This window comes from Aeromonas sp. QDB54 (assembly GCF_027707385.1).
GTDB lineage: Bacteria > Pseudomonadota > Gammaproteobacteria > Enterobacterales > Aeromonadaceae > Aeromonas > Aeromonas hydrophila.
In genome coordinates, this window is the sequence record NZ_JAPCIT010000031.1 from 1 (window position 1) to 17,493 (window position 17,493).

A 17,493-nucleotide genomic window follows, 5' to 3' on the forward strand; every position below is an offset into this window, starting at 1 on the left:
CGGCTCAAACATGAAGAAATGAAATGACTGAGTCAGCCGAGAAGAATTTCCCCGCTTATTCGCACCTTCCCTAGAGTACGTGACAATATGTCCACTGCCTTTCTTACTGTTTTTGCTTCGGTGAATAGTTGAGAAATGAGCTTGAGCATTTTTTTAAGTACTCCAAGTGCATTGCTGACGATTTTGTGAGCTAAGTTAGCACGCTGTTATTGCAAAGAGCTATTGTCACTCTTTATTGAGTAACACCATTAGGGCTCACATTACTATTCATCGTCGCTAAAGCAATGCCTTTGGATTCAGGAAGATAACCCACGTCCCCAGAAGTTAACGGAAATCACAGTATCCGCTGCCAGATCCAACAACCGCCGCTCCCATAGCTCCAAGGCTCGCCGCTTCTCTGGCAGGTATTCATAGCGGTCATAGTGCTTGCTGGATACGTCATTCAGGGCGTGATTCTGTAGGCGGTCGCGCAGATCTTTGGCTATGCCCAGCTCACCCATCAGAGTTTTACAGGTTCGGCGGAAATCACGGGGGATAAAGTGCGCCATCTCGGCGCGTTTGCGGTAACGATCAATCGCTTGGCTAAGTGAAGCCATCGGCATTGGTTCGCTCGGCTTGGTGGCGTGGGCAAAGATAAAGGGACTATCCCCCGTTGCCGCTTGCTGCTCTCTCAACACCCGCAAGGCGCTATCAGTGAGTGGGATCAAGTGAGGGCGGCCATTCTTGGAAAGCTCGGCGGTAATGGTCAAGGTTTTGGCTTCCCAGTCGATACTTGCCCAGCGTGAGGCGGCCAGTTCATAAGGGCGTTGGCCACCCGTGAAGAAACAAAGCCGGATCAGGCTACGCAGGGTCAAGCCTAGGCTAGTGGACTGCTCCATATCATCAAGCAATTTGCGAGCCTCTGCCCACGTCAGGAAGCGTTCCCCGACACGCTCGGCGGCCTTTTGCTTGGGTATGGCAGCCACCGGATTAAGCACCAAACCAAATTTGGCATCGTCTATGAAGTTGGCGGGGTCGTTGTCGTGCTTAAGCCCGTAATTGAATGCGGCCATCAGGTAGCTTCTGACACGATTGGATTGGGTAGCAGCACCACGGTGGATCATGTGTGCCAGAATGATTTTGATATCGTGTGCGGTCACGTCCTTAGCTTTGGTCGTGGGTTTGATTACTGGGTAGGTCTCTTTCTCCAGGGCCACCAATACGGCCTCATAGGTGCGCTTGCCATCCTTATTCATCTGCTCGGTATAGCTTTTGAATAACTGCTCAATGGTTCCTTGCTGCTCACGCTCCCGCTTTTCTTGCTCCCGCTCCTTTGCTTGACGAGCCAGCTCATCTTTGGGGTCTAGGCCATCACGGATCATCTGGCCAAACGCCTTGGCCTTTTCGCGGGCATCAGCAAGGCTGAGGTTTGGGAAGCTACCAAGCGGTATAAATGCCCACTTCCCATCTCGCCTATAGCGAAACGTCAGGGTCTTTGTGCCGCTAGGGAATACCTGTACCCCTAATCTCCCTTCTCCTCGGGTACGATTGTCGTCAGTCTGAAAATATGGGTTCCTTTTCGCGGGTAGCGCGTTTACTTCACTGTGAGTCAATGGCATTGGATGGCAAACCTCGCTAAGTGCACTTCAATATCTTCAAAGTGTACTTGCAAGTGTACTTGGAGTGAAGCTACCTGATACTATCTGAGACCCAACGATACACGCCTCATTCATAAGTGTTTGTTTTATAATTAATTAAACATCCACGCCGCAAACCAGTATCAATGGCCCCTTAGCTCAGTTGGTCAGAGTAGTCGACTCATAATCGATTGGTCGTGGGTTCAAGTCCCCCAGGGGCCACCATTTTCAGACAAAGCCGCTCTCTTGAGCGGCTTTTTCGTTTCTGCCGTTCACCGGCGCCGGCTCTCAGGCATGCGCTCCATAGTGCGGCGTATAGAGCCAGAACCGGACAAGGTTTCGCACCATGAGTCGTCGCAGAGCCTCGCTGTGGCGGTTTTCTGCAAAAGTAAGGGATAGCCTGATCCTCCCGCCCGAGCCTGCCGGGCAGGCTGGTCATGTGATCATGCGGTTTGGCTTGTGTGCGGTGGGCTGTTCGCGCCTTTTCTCGGCGTTGAGGGATGGCATGGTTTGAGATGAGCCTGGACATGCTGCCAGGTCATCAGCCTGCTGAGCGGCCGGCTGGAAGGGGTGGCATGACGCCATAAGAAAGGCCTCCCGCCGATGCTGGGAGGCCTGGGTCAGTGCTTCAGGGTCTGGTGACCGAGCGTAGCCTTACTGGGCGTTCAGGCTGTAGGCCAGCGTCTGGTCGTTGAAACGCACCACGTAGACACCGACCACTGCCGTGGTGATGTCGGCGCCGGCCAGCTCGGCGACACCGTCCTTGTTGGTGTCGCCGTAGTTCTGGGTCCAGTCGCCTTTGACGTCTAACTTGAAGCGCTGACCGCCGTTGCCATCGCCGCTACCGGTGAAGGTGATGCTGGCCTGCCAGAGGTGATCGCCTACCAGCGACATGGGGGTGGAGCTCCAGTTGTTGGTGGTGCCACGAATGTTGAGGCTGGCGAAGTTCTTCGCGTAGCCGACGCTGACCGGGGTCAGGCTGTATTGCAGGGTCTGATCGTTGAAGCGTACCCGATACTGGCCGGTGACCGAGGTCAGGATGTCACTGCCGGCCAGTTCGGCCACTCCATCCTTGTTGGTGTCACCATAGTTCTTGCTCCAGTCCCCCTTGACGTCGAACTTGAAGCGCTGGTTTGCCTGACCATCGAAGGTGACCAGAGCCTCCCACTGATTGTCGGCGACCAGCGTCATGGCAAGAGAGCCCCAGGCATTGGGAGTGCCACGGAAATTCAGGGTAGGCAGCACGCTGGCGTAGGTGCCGTTGTCGTCGGTGACGGTCACGGTAGCGCTGGCACTGGCGGTCAACCCTTCTGCATCGGTCACGGTGACCGTCACGGTATGGGTGCCCGGGGTATCGAACCGGACCGTCTCCGTGGCGGCGGTGCCACCGCTGGACCAGCTGTAGCTCACTACACCCCCGTCGTCGCGGGAGGCTGAGGCATCGAACACCACGCTCTCACCCGCCTTGACGCTGAGGGTCTTGGGAGAGAGGGCGGCCACCGGCGCCTGGTTGCTGGTGAGGGGGGTGACCGTGTAACGCAGATCGCTTTCGTTCAGAGTGATGCGGTAGGTGCCCGCTCCGCTGACCAAAATGTCCTTGCTGCTGCCCTTGTCGGCGATGCCATCCCCTTCGTTGTCGCCGTAGTTTTCGGTCCAGTTGCCGAAGACGTCGAACTTGAAGCGCTGGGCGCCGGTGGCGTCACCGTTGCCGGTCAGGGTGAGGGTGGCTGACCAGACACGGTTGGCATCGACGGTCATGGGGGTATTGCCCCAGGCGTTGTGGGTACCGCGCAGGTTCATGCTGCTGAACTTGGTGCCCGGCAGGGCGGAACCACCGCAGGGATTGGCCTTGGTGCAACCGGCGATGATGGCGGCCGCCTTCATGCCGGGCACATTCAGGCTGGCCTTGCCACTGCCGTCGACGGTGACATAGCCGCCGCTGCAGTAGTCGTTGCCACCCAAGAGGTTGCAGTACTCACCGGCCGGCAGACCGGTCTGCAGCGAGGCCACCAGGCTGCCGCTCTCGTTGTTGATGGCGATGAAGCCCTTGTCACCGCGGCCGAAGGCGATCTGGTTGTTGCCGTTGTCCCACCAGTTGCTGACCGGCTGCCCTTCGGTCCGGTTGTGGAACAGGGCCATGTTCATGATGGTCGGCCGGCGCTGTTCGCAGTTCCACTGGCTGTCCGTGCAAGGTGTGCTGCCCGGAGCCCCCTTGTCGGTTTCATAGGTGCTCATGTTTTCGAAGCGATAGCCCGACATCACCTGCTTCCAGCCATAGGGCCAGGCCATCATGAAGGTGTTGGCCAGATCGTAGCGAGCACCGCTCATGAAGGTGAGCATGCCGCCCCCACCGTGACCGCGTTCGCGGTCGTGGTTGACCACGAAGACGAAGGCCTTAGCGGAGGGGAGCAGGCCCCAGCTCTCACCCAGGGTCTTGAGGTTCTTGATCTGGCCGTTGAAGTTGGCGGCGAGATCGGTGCCGTATTTGAAGTCGGTGACGGTGTCGATATAGGTGTAGCGGCCCGGCTGGATGTCGGCGGACTCTCCGCCTGCGCCGATCACCTCCAGATAGGCCTTGGGGCTGCCCGCCTTGTCGAGGATGGCCTTCACGTCGGTCGGGGCCATGTGCTTGGCCGCATCGATGCGAAAGCCGGCTACGCCCCAGCCGAGCAGGGTCTTCATGTAGGTGGCGATCTGATCCTGCACGTAGGGAGAGCCGGTATTGAGGTCCGGCATGCCGTAGAGGGCGCCGTTCCAGACGTTGTTGCTGTCGCCGTAGTTGGTGATGTCGCCGCTGTGGTGGAAGTCGTTGTAGCCGAACTGGGGATACTGGTACTGCCCCGCGTTGTAGCTGCCGCCACCGGTGGCGGTGCCTGAGCCCGATGCCAGCTGGTTGAAGACGGCGTCGGCATAGACCTTGACCCCGGCTGCGTTGCAGCGGGCGATCATGCTTCTGAGTTCCGCCTCGCTACCGCCGAAGCTGTTGAAATTCTTGAAGCTGACGGGTTGATAGACGGTCCACCAGACCTGACTGCCCTGCTTGTGCTCGGCCGGTGGGGTGATCTGGACGCCCCCGAACCCCTTGGGTCCGAGCACGGTTTCGCACTCGTTGGCGATGTCGTTGAACTTCCATTGGAACAGGTGAACCATGACGCCTTCGGCGGTGGCAGTGTGGCTGAAAGAGCCGAGTGCCGCCGTCAGCAGGGCGGTTCGAAGCAGTGTGCTGTGCATGACGATTTTCCCTTCGATCTTGTTATTGACATATCACTGTCGTGTAGTCGAACGGACAACGAACAACCTCGTTCAGCTCAGTAGCATTCATGAAATCGCAGTGGTTGAAAATCGAACAGCCTGAATTAATTAAGAAATGTGAATGAAAATGCTTTCATGGCCCCTAGCGATGCAGGTGGCGAAAGAGAGGGCAAGAGCTGGGGACAGGCGGGTACTGTGGGATCAGGGGAGTGGCAGAGCAATGAACAGGGGCCCTGCAGGGCCCCATGAGTATTCAGGCGTCGGATTCCTGCGGCAAGGCCCGGGCCTTGCCGCGGCGCCTTGGCAACATGCGCTTCACCAGATTGCTGCGCTGGCGCCAGGAGGTGAACAGGATGGCCAGCAGGTGCAGCGCTATCATGCTCTGCAGGGCCCAGGTACACCAGACGTGCCAGTCGTCCGCTCCCAGCTCGAACCCCATCTCGGTATTCTGGAACCAGCCGGTGCCGGCGGTGGCCAGGATCAGCAGCCAGAGCGTCCAGACCGCCAGCTTGCCGCTGCCGTGGTGACCGGGGCCCGGTGGCGTGCGCTCGCGCAGCTCCACCGCTTGCTGGCGAAAATCTTCCCGGCTTGGGATGAGGGCTCGCAACCGGGCATGGCCCTTGGCAAACGAGAGCCCCCACGCCAGGCGCAGGCTGATCAGGGCGATGGCCAGGTAACCCAGCCGTTCGTGCCACTCCTCGCCCGCCTCGTTGAGCCAGAGGTTGCCGATACAGATGGCCGCCACACCCCAGTGGGTGAGGCGGACCAGACTATCCCAGTGGAAGGGATCAGCCTTTTTGCTTGGCATATTTGTGGTACTCCTTCTTCAGGTCGTTGACCTTGGCCAGGTGCTCACGCGCCTTGGCTTCGTCACCCGCCTTGAGGGCTGCCAGGCTGGCATCCAGTTCGGTCTGCACTTCGTTCATACCTTCCAGGAACTTCTCTTTCTTGGCGGCTGGCATGTTCTTCTGCTTGGCGATGTCGAACTGCGCCTTCATCTCGTTGATGTATTTTTCCATGGTGGCGGCATCGTCAGCCTTGACCGCCTGCTTGTAGTTGAAGCCGATCTTCTTCATCGGCTGTTCCAGCTCACCGGCCATGGCGGGCAGGGTCATCAGGCCAAACATCAGGGGCAGCAACAGGGGGCGAACAGTTTTCAACATGGGATTTCCTTATTTAAACGACATGCTTATCGATTCTATGTGGCTTCTTATGAACCCTTATTCGGATTCATCACAGGCATGATGCCATGACAGTGCGTGAACTGTTTGTGAATATTGCTGTTTTTTGTCACAAAGGGTAACAGGGAAGGGGGAGATGTAAGGAAGTTGCTGAGTCAAGCGAACCAGGCCATTCGGGCCATCCGCCGGGCTGCGTGACCGCGAGATACGCCGGATGAAGAGAGGGCCCTTGCGGGCCCTGTTGATTACTGCTGCTGTTCACGCTCGATGGCGCGCCAGCCGATGTCGTGGCGGTAGAAGACGCCGTCCCACTTGATGCGACCCGCCAGCTGATAGGCCCGTTTTTGTGCCTCGGCCACGCTGTGGCCGAGGGCAGTGGCGCACAACACGCGGCCACCGGCGGTCACCACGGTATCGCCTTCCAGCTGCGAGCCGGCGTGGAATACCTTCTCGCCGCTTGCCTCTTCCACTGGCAGGCCGCTGATGGGCTTGCCCTGCTGGTAGTCGCCGGGGTAGCCGCCCGCCGCCAGCACCACACCGATGGCGACGCGGGGGTCATAGATGGCTTCGACCTGATCCAGCTTGCCGGCACAGGCCGCCAGGCAGAGCTCCACCAGATCGGAGCGCATGCGCAGCATGATGGGCTGGGTCTCGGGATCGCCGAAGCGGCAGTTGAACTCGATCACCTTGGGGTTGCCCTGGCCGTCGATCATCAGACCGGCGTAGAGGAAACCGGTGTAGACGTTGCCCTCGGCCGCCATGCCGCGCACGGTCGGCATGATCACCTGCTCCATCACCTTGCGGTGCACATCGGCCGTGACCACGGGGGCGGGGGAGTAGGCGCCCATGCCGCCGGTGTTGAGGCCGGTATCGCCATCACCGACTCGCTTGTGATCCTGGCTGGTAGCCATCGGCAGCACATGCTCGCCGTCCACCATGACGATGAAGCTTGCCTCTTCCCCGTCCAGAAACTCCTCGATCACCACCCGGGCCCCGGCGTCGCCAAAGGCGTTGCCGGAGAGCATGTCGCGTACCGCTTCTTCGGCCTCGCTCAGGGTCATGGCAACGATGACCCCCTTGCCGGCGGCCAGGCCGTCAGCCTTGATGACGATGGGGGCGCCCTTCTCGCGCAGGTAGGCCAGTGCCGGCTCCACCTCGGTGAAGTTCTGGTATTCGGCGGTCGGGATGGCGTGGCGGGCCAGAAAATCCTTGGCAAACGCCTTGGAGCCTTCCAGCTGGGCGGCGGCGGCGGTCGGGCCGAAGATGGCCAGCCCCTCGGCGCGGAACGCATCGACCACCCCTTTCACCAGCGGCGCTTCCGGCCCGACGATGGTCAGACCGATGCGCTGCTCCTTGGCAAACGCCAGCAGGGCCGGGATGTCGGTGGCCGAGATGGCCACGTTCTCGATGCTCCCTTCATGGGCGGTGCCGGCATTGCCGGGGGCGACGAAGACCCGGGTCACCAGAGGGGATTGCTTGGCCTTCCAGGCCAGGGCGTGTTCACGGCCGCCGTTGCCAATGATCAGTACTTTCATCGTATCGCTCGCTTCTATTCGGGGTCACTGGCGGGCCTGGGGCCTGCGCCGGTGAAAATAGCCAGGTGAAAAGAGACAACAAAAGGGCCGCCGGTGGCGGCCCTGATCCATCAGTGACGGAAGTGGCGCATGTTGGTGAACAGCATGCACATGCCGTGTTCGTCGGCAGCGTCGATCACCTCCTGATCGCGCATCGAGCCACCGGGCTGGATGACGCAGGAGATGCCGGCTGCCGCTGCAGCGTCGATGCCGTCGCGGAACGGGAAGAAGGCGTCGGAAGCCATGACGGAGCCCGCCACGGTCAGCCCTTCATCCTCGGCCTTGATGCCGGCGATCTTGGCAGAGTAGACGCGGCTCATCTGGCCGGCGCCGACGCCGATGGTCTGGCCGTCTTTGGCATAGACGATGGCGTTGGATTTGACGAACTTGGCCACCTTCCAGCAGAACAGCAGATCGTTCAGTTCAGCCTCGGTGGGTTGACGCTTGCTGACCACGGTCAGATCCCCCAGGGTCACCATGCCAAGGTCACGCTCCTGCACCAGCAGGCCGCCGTTGACACGTTTGAAGTCAAAGCCTTGCGCCGGCGCGGTCCACTGACCACACTCGAGCAGTCGCACGTTCTGCTTGGCGGCGACCGCGTCGCGGGCAGCCTGGCTGACGGTGGGGGCGATGATCACCTCGACGAACTGACGCTCGACGATGGCCTTGGCGGTGGCGCCATCCAGTTCACGGTTGAAGGCGATGATGCCGCCAAACGCGGAGGTGGGGTCGGTCTGCCAGGCGCGCTCGTAGGCACTCAGCAGGTCGCTGCCAATGGCCACGGCGCACGGATTGGCGTGCTTGACGATGACGCAGGCTGGTTGGTCGAACTCTTTGACGCACTCAAGCGCCGCGTCGGTGTCGGCGATGTTGTTGTAGGAGAGGGCCTTGCCCTGCAGCTGGGTGGCGCTCGCCACCGAGCCCGGTGCGGCCTGCTCCTCGGCATAGAAGGCGGCGGCCTGGTGGCTGTTCTCGCCGTAGCGCATGTCCTGCTTCTTGATGAACTGGCTGTTGAAGGTGCGCGGGAAGCGGGACTCCTCGTCACCCTCCTTGTTGTCACCGTAAGAGGGAACCATGGTGCCGAAGTAGTTGGCGATCATGCCGTCGTAGGCGGCGGTGTGCTCGAAGGCGGCAATGGCCAGATCGAAACGGGTGGCCAGTTTCAGGCTGTTGCCGTTGCCATCCATCTCGCGGATGACGCGGTCATAGTCGGCAGCCTTGACCACGATGGCCACATCTTTGTGGTTCTTGGCGGCGGAGCGAACCATGGTCGGCCCGCCGATGTCGATGTTCTCGACCGCATCGGCCAGGGTACAACCGGGCTTGGCGACGGTGGCGGCGAAGGGATAGAGGTTGACCACGACCATGTCGATGGGGGAGATAGCGTGCTGGGCCATGATGGCGTCGTCTTGTTCGCGTCGGCCGAGAATGCCGCCGTGGACCTTGGGATGCAGGGTTTTGACCCGGCCATCCATCATTTCAGGGAATCCCGTGTAATCGGAGACCTCGGTCACCGGCAGACCAGCGTCGGCCAGCAGCTTGGCGGTACCGCCGGTGGAGAGCAGGGCCACGCCACGTTCGTTGAGTGCCTTGGCAAATTCCAGGATGCCAGTCTTGTCAGACACACTCAGCAGTGCACGGCGAATGGGTCGAGCTTGTTCCATCACACTATCGTCCTCAGCATAACGGGGACCGTTCCATGGGAGGCGAGGCTCAACACAGAGAGTCCCCAAATAAATGGAAGTGGGGGATTTCGCAAACCGCTCTCGCCTGAAAAACCTGCCGACAGGCAAAAGCGTTTTAGGAAATGCCCGCTTGACGCGACGCTCTCTTGTGGGCGCGTATTCTACACAAAAAATGTGACCCGTGGTGGATTTTTTAAAGTGACAAAGCCTTGTCTGGTGCGGTGTTAAACGTTTTCTGGTTGGTTTTTGTGAAACGTTTGTCTTTTCAGTCTCTTGATGGCAAAAGGGTGGCCGCGTCCTCTTTCCTGCTGCCGGCTGGCAATCGCCGGGCAAAGGGGCGATAGTGGGGGCCGGTTGTGGCTGTGTGGCAAATTCAACGGGAGAAAAGGCATGTATCGGATCGGGGAGCTGGCCAAGGCGTGCGGAGTGAAGGCGGATACCCTGCGTTTTTACGAGAAGAATGGTCTCATCTCGCCAGGCATTCGCAACGAGTCCGGCTATCGCCTCTATGGCGAGCAGGACAAGCGGCGGCTGGAGTTCATCATCCGCGCCAAGTCGGTGGGGTTCTCGCTGGCCGACATCGGCGAGCTGCTGGATCTCGATACCAACAAGGCCAAGGTCACCTGTCAGGAGGTGAAGGCGGTGGCCGACACCAAGCTCGAACAGGTGGAGCAGAAGATCGTCGAGCTGACCCGTTTTCGCGACAACCTGCGCGAGCTCTCCAACATCTGCTGCGGCGGCCCGCGCTCGGCGGAGCACTGCGCCATCCTGGAGACGCTGGAGTCCGGGGCCCCCTCCCGTCATGAGCACCACGACCATGAGCACTGAGCTGCACCGGCCCCGGGTATCCGCCTTTCTTGCCCTCTCCCTCGATGGCTTCATTGCCGGGGAGGGGGGCGATCTGGCCTGGCTTGAACCCTACAACGGCGACTCCCAGGAAGAGACCGGCTACAGCGCGCTGATGGCGAGCGTTGATACCCTGCTGATGGGGCGCAACAGCTACGACACTGTGCTCGGCTTTCCCGAGTGGTTTTATGGCGACAAGCCGGTGGTGGTATTGACCCACAGACCCGCCGCTCCCCGTGAGCATGTCTCCTTCCGGCAGGGGGCGCTGGCGCAAGTGCTGGACGAGCTGTGGCAGGCGGGCAGCCGCCATCTTTATCTGGATGGTGGCGAGGTGGTCAGGCAGGGACTGCAGGCCGCACTGGTGGACGAGCTGATCCTGTTCTGGGTGCCGGTCACCCTGGGGCGCGGGGTGCCGCTCTTTGCAGGATCGCTGCCCGGCGCGCTGGTGCCGGTGTCGAGCACCGTACTGCCAAGCGGGCTGGTGCGGGTCGTCTATCAACCGGTCTGAGGAGCTACCAGCCCCCTTGCAGGCGGGCCGGGAGAGGTGCACAATCGGCACGTTTTTTCGCCGCCTGCCCCGGATCTGTGGTGGTAGGGGCGATGGGCAAACACGACCAACCGCATCAAGGAGCCGACATGGCCAAGAAGAAGGTGACCCGGGTCACTACCGAGCCCGCCTGCGAACATCAGCGCGGCATCATTCAGGACAACCACCTCAAGGCACTGGTGACCTCCCCCCTGTTCCAGGCCCGGGTCGAACCGAGCAAGAAAGGCAAGGGCAGCTATCAGCGCAAGGCCAAGCACGGCAAGCGGTGGGAGCCCGGTCAACAGCAGATGGTACGCGTCTGCTGCTGAGCGGGTTCCTGCTTTGGAACCAGTCCACGATCTTGCTGCGAGGCCGTGATCAAGGCTCATGTGCTGCTCGCAATCCTCATGTGTACTTACACACTCCGGTTCCTGCGCTGCTCTTCACCTTGCTGACAGCCTCTCGCGACAGACCGTGAACAGGTTCTTGGAACCAAAACAAGCGGGGCGCTCATGGCGCCCCGCTTGTGTTCCATCTGGTTAAAGGCGGTTACCTCATTCGTCCATAAAGAGTTCGAGCAGCACGTTGAGATAGCGATGGCCGAGGGAGGTGAGCTGCCAGCTGTCGCCGAGATCTTCGATCAGCTCCTTGCTCTGGGCGATGGTCAGCATGGTTTCTACCCGTTCCAGCGGCAGGCCGGTGTAGGCCTCGAACTCCGCCTTGGGGGCCGGTTCAAACAATCTGAACCGGTTCATGAAGTACTCGAGCGGCAGATCGTCCGCACTCACTTGCCACTGCTCGTCCAGATAGGGGCGGTTCGGATCCAGATAGCCTTTCGGGTGTTTCACCTTGGCGGTGCGCAGGATCTGCTGGTTGGCGAGATCCGTCACCTTGCCGTGGGCGCCGCAGCCGATCCCCAGATAGTCGCCGAAGCGCCAGTAGTTGAGGTTGTGGCGGCACTGGTAGCCCGCCTTGGCATAGGCCGAGATCTCGTACTGCTGATAGCCGTGGGCGGTGAGCATGGCGTGGCCCTGCTCGTAGATGTCCCACAGGGTGTCATCCTCCGGCAGGGTGGGCGGCTTGGAGGCGAACGCCGTGTTCGGCTCTATGGTGAGCTGATACCAGGAGAGGTGCGGCGGCGCGCAGTCGATGGCCTGCTGCAGATCCGAGAGCGCATCCGCCAGGCTCTGATCCGGCAGGCCGTGCATCAGATCCAGGTTGAAGGTGGGAAGCTTGATGGCGTGAGCCAGCTCGGCGGCCTTGCGCGCCTCTTGCGGGCCGTGAATGCGGCCGAGCCGGGTCAGCTTCTCCTGCTGGAAGCTCTGCACCCCGATGGAGATGCGGTTGATGCCGGCCCGCTGGAAGCCGGCGAACTTGTCTGCCTCCACCGTGCCCGGGTTGGCCTCCATGGTGATCTCGCAGTCTGCGGTGAGTTCGATGCGTGCGCGCACCCCGTCCAGCAGCGCCTGCATGGCCTCCACGGAGAGCAGGCTCGGCGTGCCGCCACCGATAAAGATGGAGGAGAGGGGGCGCCCCTGGGCCCAGTGCAGATCCTGATCCAGATCCTCCAGCAGGGCGGCCACGTACTCGAGGTGGGGCAGCTCCCCCTTCTGGGCGTGGGAGTTGAAGTCGCAGTAGGGACACTTCTGGACACACCAGGGCACGTGGATATAGAGGGAGAGGGGCGGCAGTTGCAGCATGGGGTTTCCAGTATTCAAAAAATCATCAGGGGTCGGGTTGCCCTTGTCGTCGATGACAACGGGCCGGGGCGCCGCGAACGAAACGGGGGCCGACGGCCCCCATTGTAGATGACAACGCGGCGGGAGACAGCGCTTTAGTTGACCGCCGCCAGGGCCGCTTTCAGCTTGGCCAGCGCCTGGCCGCGATGGCTGAGCTGGTTCTTGAGCTCGGCCGGCATCTGGGCCGAGGTGCAGTCGTGATCGGGCACGAAGAACACAGGGTCATAGCCGAAGCCGTGCTGACCGCGCGGTTCGTCGATGATCATCCCTTCCCAGCTGGCCTGGCAGATGATGGGGGTGGGATCGTCGGCGTGGCGCATGTAGACCAGCACGCACCAGAAACGGGCGCTCTTGAGATACTCGGGGGCCCCTTTCAGCTCGCCCAGCAGCTTGTCGATGTTGTCCTTGTCGCTGGCACCTTCACCGGCAAAGCGGGCGGAGTAGACGCCGGGACGGCCGTGCAGCAGATCCACTTCCAGGCCGGAGTCGTCGGCAACCGCCGGCAGGCCGGTGATGCGGGCGGCGTGGCGGGCCTTGATGATGGCATTCTCGACGAAGGTGGTGCCGGTCTCGTCGGCATCGGAGACTGCAAACTCGCTCTGCGGGATCACCTGGATCTTCATATCGGCCAGCATGGCGGCCAATTCCTTCACCTTTTTCTGGTTCCCTGTTGCCAGGACAAGCTTGTTCATCGAGCACCTCCGCAAAAATAATCTGCGCATTCTATGCGGGGCTGGCGCCCAGGAAAAGCGCCAATTGCCCTGGATCGCCCTCACCGGGGTCATGGCAAGATGCGGATAAAATGAATGTTTCCTGAATGGAATAACAGAAGTGATTAAATACCATTTCAATTCATTACTGTGAGCCAGTAGACTCGCGCCCCAATCTAATTTCCCCATGCCACGAGGTGACTGATGCCATTGATTCTTTTGCTTGTCCTACTGGTGCTGTTCAGTCCGCTGGCCATCGACATCTACCTGCCCGCCATCCCGCAGATGGCCGAGCAGCTGGGTGCCGAGGTGACCCTGATGCAGGGCACCATCACCTGGTTCCTGTTCAGCATGGGACTGGGGCAACTGCTGGTGGGGCCGCTGGCCGATCGCTACGGCCGCAAGCCCATCGCCCTTGGCGGTGTGCTGCTCTATGGTCTGAGCGCCCTGGGGGCCGGCTTTGCCGCGAGTCTCGGCGAGCTGATGCTGGCGCGGGTGCTGCAGGGTTTTGGCGCCTGTGCCACCTCGGTGGCCGCCTTCTCGGTGGTGCGTGACAGCTACGGCCCCAAGAAGAGCGGTCAGATGATCTCCTACCTGAACGGTGCCATCTGCTTTATTCCGGCGCTGGCCCCCTTGCTCGGTGGCTGGCTCACCGCCAAGGCGGGCTGGTCGGCCAACTTCTGGTTCATGGCCGGTTATGCGGTCATCGTCGGTAGCTGGCTGCTGTGGCGGATGCCGGAGACCCGTCCGGAAGAAACCAGCAGCAGCGGCCCGCTCATCAGCTGGTCGCGCTACAGCCCGGTACTGCGCTCCCCGAGCTTCCTGTTCAACGCGACGTTGTGCATGCTGGCGATGGCGGTGATCCTGGCCTATGTCACCGCGGCGCCGGTGCAGCTGATGGTGAAGCTGGGACTGGACATGAGCGGCTTCAGCTACTGGTTCACCGCCAACGCGGCACTCAACATCCTGGCCTGCTTCCTGGCACCCCGTTTCATCGCCAGAGTGGGGCCAAGACGCACCCTGCGCATCGGCCTGCTGGTGCTGCTGCTCTCCGCCATTGCCTTGACCCTGGCCATGCACATCGAGCATCCGCTGGCCATGATGGGCCCGGTGTTCCTCTCCAGCATCGGCTTTGCCATGATCCTGGGCGCGGCCGCCGGCATGGCGCTGGCACCGTTCGGCCACTGCGCCGGCACCGCCGCCGCCTTGCTCGGTCTGTTCCAGATGAGCGGCTCAGGCGCGCTGGTGGGCTTCATCGGCGTGCTGATGCATGATCCGCTCAGCCAGCTGGCGCTGCACATGTGGCTGCTGCTGCCCCCTCTGCTGATGCTGATGACCCGCCAGGGCCGGCGCTTGTGTTTGCAATAAATCCTGTGCTCTGATGGGCACACTCAGGGGGCCTTGGGCCCCCTTCTCTATTTGGCAGGCAAGGGTTTGCCTGCACCCCGTGACACAGCTACCCGTGGAGAAAACCGGATGAGCCACACAATCAATGCCGCCCTGGTGGGCTACGGCTTTGCAGGCCAAACCTTTCACGCCCCGTTTCTGACCAGCACGCCCGGGCTCTCCCTCGGCTGGGTGGTGAGCCGCGATGCCGCCAAGGTGCAGAGCGATCTGCCCGGCTGCCGGGTCGGTTCGCTGGCCGAGGTGCTGGCGGACCCGTCGGTCGATCTGGTGGTGATCGCCACCCCCAACGACACCCATGCCCCCATCGCCCGCGAGGCCCTGCTGGCCGGCAAGCACGTGGTGATCGACAAGCCGTTCGCCCTGGATCTGGCCGAGGCGAAGGCGCTGGTCGAGCTGGCGGAAAAGCAGCAGCGGCTGCTCAGCATCTTCCACAACCGGCGCTGGGACGGTGACTTTCTCACCGTGCGCCGCCTGCTGGCGGAAGGAGCGCTCGGTCAGGTTGCCCAGTTCGAATCCCACTTCGATCGCTATCGTCCCGAGGTGCGCCAGCGCTGGCGCGAGGCGGGCGGTCCGGGCTCTGGCCTCTGGTTCGATCTCGGCCCCCACATCCTCGATCAGTCGCTCCAGCTGTTCGGTCAGCCGGACTGGCTGCAGGCGGATCTGGCTCAGCAGCGCCCCGCTGCCCTGGCGGATGACTACTTCCACGTGGTGCTCGGCTATGGCGAGATGCGGGTCGTGCTGCACGGCAGCTGCCTGGTGTCGGCCACCATGCCGCGGTTTGTCATCCACGGTAGCGAGGGCTCCTTCATCAAGTTCGGCATGGATGTGCAGGAGGAGCAGCTCAAGCTCGGCAAGCGGCCGCCGGCGGCAGACTGGGGAGTGGACAACGAACCCGGCCAGCTCAGCCGGATCCGCGATGGTCAGCTGCAGCAGCAGAGCGTGGCTGGCGAAGCGGGGGACTACGGCGCCTACTATCGCGGTGTCTGCGCCGCCATTCGTGGGGAAGGCGACAACCCGGTACCGGCCGGCGAGGCACTGGCGGTGATGGCGCTGCTGGACCTGGCCCGCGACAGCGCCCGCGAGGGGAAACGACTGGCTTGTCAGATCCTGTCTGACTGAGGCGCTGTCCGCACGCGGTTGCCGGCACAATGCAATAGCCGTTTATTGCCAGCAACCACGGGGCCTGTGGCGTTTTATTGTACAAAACTGCGCCATTTACAGTGTTTTGTATTAATGTTTGTCGTTGTAGTAGTTCTTTTCATCCAGCCAACGAGAAAATATCATTGTGATACTCGTTTTCATTGGGCGCGTATGGGGATATATTTCGCGCGCCTCTTGGCTCCCGGCATATGGGTTTTTCACCGGGTGAAAGGACGCACTGTGATGGTTGTACCAACCATCTCTCCATATTTTTCTGAGGGTATGCACATGAACAAAGTACTGGTAGCCGGTATCCTGGGTCTGATGTTGACCGCTTGTGGTCAGAAAGAAGAAGCCGCCGCTCCGGCTGCTACTCCGGCCGCCGACGTTGCTGCAACTGTTGAGAAAGCCGCTAGCGAAGCCACCTCTACCGTAGAGAAGGCTGCTTCCGAAGCGACTGCAACCGTTGAGAAGGCTGCCGCTGACGTAGCCACCAAGGCAGAAGCCGCAGTGAGCGATGCCAAGGCCAACTAAGCCTGCACCTCATCTGAAGAACGGGCCCGAAGGTAACTTCGGGCCCGTTTTTTTATGCCCGTTCCCCGCCTTTGACGGGATTATTGCCGGCCCGAGAACCGGCTAGAGTGCCGGGTTGAGGCGCGCGGTGAGGATATGATCCTCCCAGCGGCCATTGATCATCAGGTAGTCTTTGGCGTACCCCTCCCGCTCGAAGCCGAGCCGCTCGAGCAGGGCGCCGCTGCGCTGATTCGACGGCATGTAGCCGGCCATGATGCGGTGCAGGCCGTGTTCCCGGAACAGGTAGTCGATGCCGGTCTCGACGATTTCCTGCATCAGCCCCTGTCCCTGGTGGGCCTGGTCGATGGCGTAACCCAGATGGCAGGCCTTGAAGGCGCCCATCAGGATGTTGGTGAAGTTGCAGGTGGCGATCACCTGCTCACCATGGGGATCGAGCGCCACCAGATGTACCCCGCTGCCATTGAAGAACTGGCCATAGCTGTCGCGCAGCCGGCCGTGCCAGTGGCTGAGGGTGTAGAAGTTCTCGTCCCGGCTGGGCTCCCAGGGGGCGAGGTGGGCGCGGTTGCGCAGATAGAAATCCAGCATCAGATCGGCCCGTTCGGGGGGCAGTATGGTGAGCTGGCAGCGGGCCGTGCACAGGTGTGGCAGCGCCATCAGTGATCCCTCTGCCTGAGCCACTCATCGCGCAGCAGGCTGTAGTGAACGTGATCCACGATGCGGTCGGCCAGCCGCTCGGCACGGCGGGTGATCCCCTCTTGCTGCATGCCGAGGCGCTCGCAGACGGCCCGGCTGGGCTCGTTGTCGGTGGCGGCGCTGATCTCCACCTTCTCCATCCCCATCTCCTCGAAGGCGTGATGGATCAGGGCCTGGCAGGCGCGGGTGATGATGCCGTTGCCCTGCCAGCGCTCGGCCAGCCAGTAGCCGATGCTGACCTTGGCCAGCGCCCGGTCGATCTGGTTGTAACCGATGACGCCGACCACTTCCCCCTGATACTCGATGGCGGTGGTCAGCCCCTCGCCGCGGGCAAACTTCTCGATGGCGTGGCGGATGAAGGTGGCGCTGTCGGCGGGCTGCTGAATGTAGGGCGGCCAGGGCAGCCACTGGGTCAGGTAGTCACGGTTTTCCCGACACAGAGCAAAGAGTTCGCTGGCCATGTCGGGCTGCAGGAACAGCAGCGCCAGCTCGTCGTCCAGTTGCCATGAAAACATCCGTACCTCCCCTCCAGTCAGGGCCCGAAGCGGGCCGCCAAACCGCCAATGTAGCCAATCAACCCCTTGTACGCC

General features: G+C 61.4%; 16 protein-coding genes and 1 tRNA gene. 7 read left to right on the top strand and 10 right to left on the bottom strand.

Annotated elements, in window-relative coordinates:
* Nucleotides 1-296: 296 nt before the first annotated feature.
* On the bottom strand, nucleotides 297-1,598 hold the full coding sequence (locus tag PG881_RS21450) for a tyrosine-type recombinase/integrase (RefSeq protein ID WP_270802768.1): 1,302 nt from the start codon (nucleotides 1,596-1,598) through the stop codon (nucleotides 297-299).
* 166 nt (nucleotides 1,599-1,764) lie between these two features.
* Here PG881_RS21450 and PG881_RS21455 point away from each other — a divergent pair.
* A tRNA-Ile gene (locus PG881_RS21455) sits at nucleotides 1,765-1,841 on the top strand.
* A 429-nt stretch (nucleotides 1,842-2,270) separates the two neighbouring features.
* Here PG881_RS21455 and PG881_RS21460 read toward each other — a convergent pair.
* The 5 genes from PG881_RS21460 to purH all read right to left on the bottom strand — a co-directional run bounded on the left by PG881_RS21460 (nucleotide 2,271) and on the right by purH (nucleotide 9,287).
* A complete protein-coding gene (locus PG881_RS21460; RefSeq protein ID WP_270802770.1) occupies nucleotides 2,271-4,847 on the bottom strand; it encodes an alpha amylase C-terminal domain-containing protein in 2,577 nt (858 codons plus the stop codon).
* 274 nt (nucleotides 4,848-5,121) lie between these two features.
* Nucleotides 5,122-5,676 carry a cytochrome b/b6 domain-containing protein gene (locus tag PG881_RS21465; RefSeq protein ID WP_270802771.1) on the bottom strand — a complete coding sequence of 185 codons (555 nt, stop codon included), beginning with the start codon at nucleotides 5,674-5,676 and terminating at the stop codon, nucleotides 5,122-5,124.
* Complete coding sequence (locus PG881_RS21470) at nucleotides 5,657-6,031, bottom strand: cytochrome b562 (RefSeq protein WP_011704785.1); 375 nt, start codon at nucleotides 6,029-6,031, stop codon at nucleotides 5,657-5,659. The genes PG881_RS21465 and PG881_RS21470 overlap by 20 nt, the downstream gene beginning before the upstream one ends.
* Nucleotides 6,032-6,294: 263 nt before the next feature.
* Nucleotides 6,295-7,584: a phosphoribosylamine--glycine ligase gene (gene purD / locus PG881_RS21475; RefSeq protein ID WP_011704786.1), complete on the bottom strand. Its 1,290-nt coding sequence runs from the start codon at nucleotides 7,582-7,584 to the stop codon at nucleotides 6,295-6,297.
* Nucleotides 7,585-7,694: 110 nt separating this feature from the next.
* Nucleotides 7,695-9,287, bottom strand: coding sequence for a bifunctional phosphoribosylaminoimidazolecarboxamide formyltransferase/IMP cyclohydrolase (gene purH, locus PG881_RS21480; protein ID WP_270802773.1), 1,593 nt, complete (start codon nucleotides 9,285-9,287; stop codon nucleotides 7,695-7,697).
* A gap of 411 nt (nucleotides 9,288-9,698) precedes the next feature.
* On the opposite strand from purH, the gene zntR reads away from it, so the two are divergent.
* The 3 genes from zntR to PG881_RS21495 all read left to right on the top strand — a co-directional run bounded on the left by zntR (nucleotide 9,699) and on the right by PG881_RS21495 (nucleotide 11,009).
* Nucleotides 9,699-10,136 carry a Zn(2+)-responsive transcriptional regulator gene (zntR, locus tag PG881_RS21485; RefSeq protein ID WP_005309469.1) on the top strand — a complete coding sequence of 146 codons (438 nt, stop codon included), beginning with the start codon at nucleotides 9,699-9,701 and terminating at the stop codon, nucleotides 10,134-10,136.
* Nucleotides 10,126-10,662, top strand: coding sequence for a dihydrofolate reductase family protein (locus PG881_RS21490; RefSeq protein ID WP_041217116.1), 537 nt, complete (start codon nucleotides 10,126-10,128; stop codon nucleotides 10,660-10,662). Before zntR ends, PG881_RS21490 begins: the two co-directional genes overlap by 11 nt.
* 128 nt (nucleotides 10,663-10,790) lie before the next feature.
* Nucleotides 10,791-11,009 carry an alternative ribosome-rescue factor A gene (locus PG881_RS21495; protein WP_017410628.1) on the top strand — a complete coding sequence of 73 codons (219 nt, stop codon included), beginning with the start codon at nucleotides 10,791-10,793 and terminating at the stop codon, nucleotides 11,007-11,009.
* Between the two features lie 225 nt (nucleotides 11,010-11,234).
* Here the strand turns inward: PG881_RS21495 and hemW are convergent, their stop codons facing one another.
* Nucleotides 11,235-12,380: a radical SAM family heme chaperone HemW gene (gene hemW / locus PG881_RS21500; RefSeq protein ID WP_041217114.1), complete on the bottom strand. Its 1,146-nt coding sequence runs from the start codon at nucleotides 12,378-12,380 to the stop codon at nucleotides 11,235-11,237.
* Between the two features lie 134 nt (nucleotides 12,381-12,514).
* Complete coding sequence (gene rdgB / locus PG881_RS21505) at nucleotides 12,515-13,111, bottom strand: RdgB/HAM1 family non-canonical purine NTP pyrophosphatase (RefSeq protein WP_041217113.1); 597 nt, start codon at nucleotides 13,109-13,111, stop codon at nucleotides 12,515-12,517.
* A 222-nt stretch (nucleotides 13,112-13,333) separates the two neighbouring features.
* Here rdgB and PG881_RS21510 point away from each other — a divergent pair, with 222 nt between their 5' ends.
* The 3 genes from PG881_RS21510 (at nucleotide 13,334) to PG881_RS21520 (ending at nucleotide 16,210) form a co-directional block, all read left to right on the top strand.
* Complete coding sequence (locus tag PG881_RS21510) at nucleotides 13,334-14,497, top strand: multidrug effflux MFS transporter (RefSeq protein WP_024946189.1); 1,164 nt, start codon at nucleotides 13,334-13,336, stop codon at nucleotides 14,495-14,497.
* A gap of 108 nt (nucleotides 14,498-14,605) precedes the next feature.
* Nucleotides 14,606-15,655: an oxidoreductase gene (locus tag PG881_RS21515; protein WP_270802777.1), complete on the top strand. Its 1,050-nt coding sequence runs from the start codon at nucleotides 14,606-14,608 to the stop codon at nucleotides 15,653-15,655.
* A gap of 309 nt (nucleotides 15,656-15,964) precedes the next feature.
* A complete protein-coding gene (locus PG881_RS21520) occupies nucleotides 15,965-16,210 on the top strand; it encodes a hypothetical protein (protein WP_005309486.1) in 246 nt (81 codons plus the stop codon).
* Nucleotides 16,211-16,312: 102 nt separating this feature from the next.
* Here PG881_RS21520 and rimJ read toward each other — a convergent pair whose 3' ends face one another.
* A complete protein-coding gene (gene rimJ, locus PG881_RS21525) occupies nucleotides 16,313-16,864 on the bottom strand; it encodes a ribosomal protein S5-alanine N-acetyltransferase (protein WP_270802779.1) in 552 nt (183 codons plus the stop codon).
* Complete coding sequence (locus PG881_RS21530; protein WP_017410624.1) at nucleotides 16,864-17,418, bottom strand: GNAT family N-acetyltransferase; 555 nt, start codon at nucleotides 17,416-17,418, stop codon at nucleotides 16,864-16,866. Before PG881_RS21530 ends, rimJ begins: the two co-directional genes overlap by 1 nt.
* Between the last annotated feature and the right edge of the window lie 75 nt (nucleotides 17,419-17,493).